The sequence below is a fragment of the Loktanella sp. D2R18 genome (assembly GCF_003318235.1).
GTDB lineage: Bacteria > Pseudomonadota > Alphaproteobacteria > Rhodobacterales > Rhodobacteraceae > Yoonia.
In genome coordinates, this window is sequence record NZ_QOCG01000003.1 from 1 (window position 1) to 3,723 (window position 3,723).

A 3,723-nucleotide genomic window follows, 5' to 3' on the forward strand; every position below is an offset into this window, starting at 1 on the left:
CTGAACTGAGCACGACGCAGTCGGCGGATGTTTCGGATGTCATTAATGATGACGGCACGGTTGATGTGACGTACACTGTGACGGTTAACAATTCTGGCGAACTGGACTTCGCAGATGTTGATCTTACGGCGCTTTTGGCTGACGCGGGTCAGCTGGGTACGAACCTTGATGATGTGACGGTTGATTCAACGACGGGTGGCGCTGTGAATAGCAGCTTTGATGGGACATCCACGAATGATGATCTAATCACTGGCACGACGGTTCTTGGTGTGGGCGATACGTTGACGGTTGTTTATACGGTGCAGATTGATGCGGATGCGACGGATACGCTCGCAACCTCGGTAACCGCGACGGGTACTTTGCCCAATGGCGACACTGTGACTGACGTTTCTGACAACGATACAGCCGCAGCGAACGAAGGCACTGACGGTGCCGAGATTGACGCGACTGAGACGAACGGCAGTGATACAACTGTTGTTGTGCTGCCCACAGCGCCGACAGCTGAGGATGATACCGCAGACCCTGCGGTTGCCGGGACCGATGTTGACGTTGATGTTTTGGATAACGACACAGATCTTGGTACAAATGCGGCTGGCACGGATGTGCCGCTTGACCCGACAAAAGTCTCCCTTGTGGTGCCTGCCGGCACAGACCCTGCCGATGTCACGACGGTGGACGATGATGTCACGCAGCTTGTTGTGCCTGACGAAGGGACATGGTCGGTCAATCCAACGACTGGCGTGATTACCTTTGCACCTGAAGACGGCTTTGTGGGTGACCCGACCCCAGTGGATTACACCGTTGAAGATGATAACGGGAATGTTTCGAACGAAGCCACGGTTACGGTGACTTATGACGACCCTGACCCTGCGATTGAGTTGGTTCAGACGGTGACGGGTGTTGAAGATACCAATGGTGACGGTATTTTTGGGAACGTCGGCGATACGATTTTGTATGAGTACACAGCTGAAAACACAGGCGATACGGGTCTTGCTGATCTTGTGATTGACGACAATGGTCTGGGTGATTTGACCGCGGCTGGTGTGACGTTCGACGATACTGGTATCGAGGATATCACGCTTGACGTTGGCGAAGGCCCTGTTGTTGTGGCGACGGCGGAATATGTCATTCAGCCGGGTGATAGCGGAGATCTTGAAACCCAACCCACGATAACCTCGACGGCGGTTGCGGTTGATGATGCGGGTGACATCGTTCTTGATGGTGGCGACACGGTGCCGCTGTTTGACGAAAATGATGACCAACTTGATGCGGTGACGGATGTCAGTGACACAGGATCAGAACCCGTGATCCCACAAGGTGGGACGGACGGGTCGACGGCTGTACCAACAGAAGTGAGCTCACCATCTACAACCGATAGCGACGGGGAATCCGGAAATGATGCGAATGAAACAACCGTCGTGACTTTGCCTGTTGTCTCGCCTGAAATCTCGGTCGAGACATCCAATGGCGATGTTGCTATTGCTGATGGTGGCACAGATACGCAGCCTCAATCGACCGCAGGTGTTGAACAGACGATCACCTATACAATCACGAACGATGGTTTGGACACGCTTACCTTGCAAGAGCCAACGCTTGACGCCGGATCGACCACCAACATCACCGACGGTGATGCAGGTGTGACCTTTGGTGCACTGAGTGACACATCACTGGAACCGGGTGAAACCGCAACGTTCACGGTTACCTTCACGCCAGAAGTCGATGGGGCCTATGATTTTGACATCACGCTTCCCAATGACGATGCGCAAGATGATGAGGACGAAAGTGCTTACAACATTGCTGTCGCTGGTACGTCCGAAGGTGCGCCGGAAATCGATGTGACCTCATCCGTGAGCGGAGCAATGCCCGATGGTGGTGAAGACGATGTTGGAGAACCGATCGCAGGGGAAGAGCAGACGATCACTTACACGGTCACGAACAATGGCACGGATACGCTGACGTTGGAAAACCCAACGATCTCGGGTGAAACCAACCTTGATGGTGGCGTGACAGTTGTGAACCCTGGCGATCTGGTCTTGGCACCTGGTGAGACAACCACCTTTACGGTGACGTTCACACCGCTTGACGAAGGTGCGTTTGGCTTTGATATCGATTTGCCCAATGATGACCCCGACGAAGCCCCATATGATATTGCTGTCATCGGGTCTGCTTCGGTGTTTGATCAAGAGGCGTTGGAACGTGTTCTGTCAGAAGATCTGCAAAACACAACCGAGCTGATCTCGCGCAGTGCGTCTGATATCTCGGCGCGTGCCGCTGACCGTCTGGTCGGGTACTCTTGTGGCCAGCAAATCAACGATCTGTTGCAGGATCAACCGATCAAGTTCGCCAACGACAAGTACTTTATCGATGCTGCAAACCAACGCATCATTGATGAGATCGCACACCTGTTGCAACAGTGTCAGTCCGCAAACTTTATCATTGCCGGGCACACCGATTCAGATGCAAGCGATGCCTATAACATCGTCCTGAGCCAAAACCGTGTGAATGCGGTGCTAGATGCATTGGTTGAACGTGGCGTGGCGGTTGATCGCCTAGAAGCACAAGGGTTCGGTGAAGCGCACCCCATCGCGACCAATGCCACAGAAGAGGGCCAAGCGCTGAACCGTCGGGTTGAGTTCATTCTGGTCGGTGGCGACGATGGTTATGCTGCGGGCACTGGCCGTTGCGGAGAGGGCACCCAAACGAGCCGCACATTAAATGGGTCGGCAAACGATGCGGGCGGCAACCTAACGGGTCGTTTTGCTTCCGAAGGGTACGATTGCACCACCGGTGCGTACCGGACGATCTGGGCTGATCTGAGCGTGATCCACACAGAGGATGCCAGTACAACTGGCCGCCTGAGCTTTGGTGGGTCACGCGACCGTCAAGCCAATGGTCGCCTGTTCGGCCAATTCATCGAGGGCTATCTGTCCAAGACAGATATTGTCGACCCAGACGTCACTGGTGAAATCGTCGGTGTTGGTATCCATGCCGGTCTTTATGGGGCAAACCGCACCGAGGGTGGCCTGTTGCTCAGTTACTACGGCAGTGCCGCGGTCGGGCGTCACTTCTTTGATGTTGTCGCAGGTACTGAAGCCGACGGTCACTACACATATGGCGGCCTGTTCGTCGGTGGTGCCGTTGGTGGGGAACGTGTCTATGACGCGCTGACAGTGGCGCCGCGGGTTGGTATTGACCTTGCCTATGCGGTGGCATTGGGGTCCGAAATCTCGATTGACGATGTTGATCTCGATATCGATCCGGGGCGCTACGGTCGTCTGTTTGTCGAAGTTGACTTGATCCGGACCCTGCACAATGGCGAATTGGAACTGACACCACGTTTGTTCTGTTCCATCTCTGGCGACGAAGAGGGTGACTGCGGCTATGGTGCATCGCTGTCTTATGAGACCGAGGGCGATGAAGATACGATGGCCGTATGGGATGTCACGCTCGACTATGACCGGGTCGGCGACACGCATACAGCATCCGTCAACCTCGCCCATACAGCGCCAATTCTGAACCGTGCGGGTGTAAGCCGCGCGTCAGTAGGCGCAAACGTTGATGGTTCTGTCGACGCGGCGCAAACAGTCGAGTTCACGTGGTAAGCACCTAAGGGCGACAATCGTAAAACAACAAAAGGCCAGCGCAAACGCGCTGGCCTTTCGCGCGTCTTAACAAATCGGATAGATGACAAAGCCACTAAAGAAATGTCCGCTTCGACAGGCC

1 protein-coding gene is annotated in these 3,723 nt (G+C 54.7%); it reads left to right on the forward strand.

What is annotated here, in order from left to right:
- Window positions 1-3,602: OmpA family protein (locus DS901_RS00920; protein WP_147249820.1), on the forward strand; the 3,602-nt coding region annotated here is incomplete at its 5' end.
- Window positions 3,603-3,723: the final 121 nt, after the last annotated feature.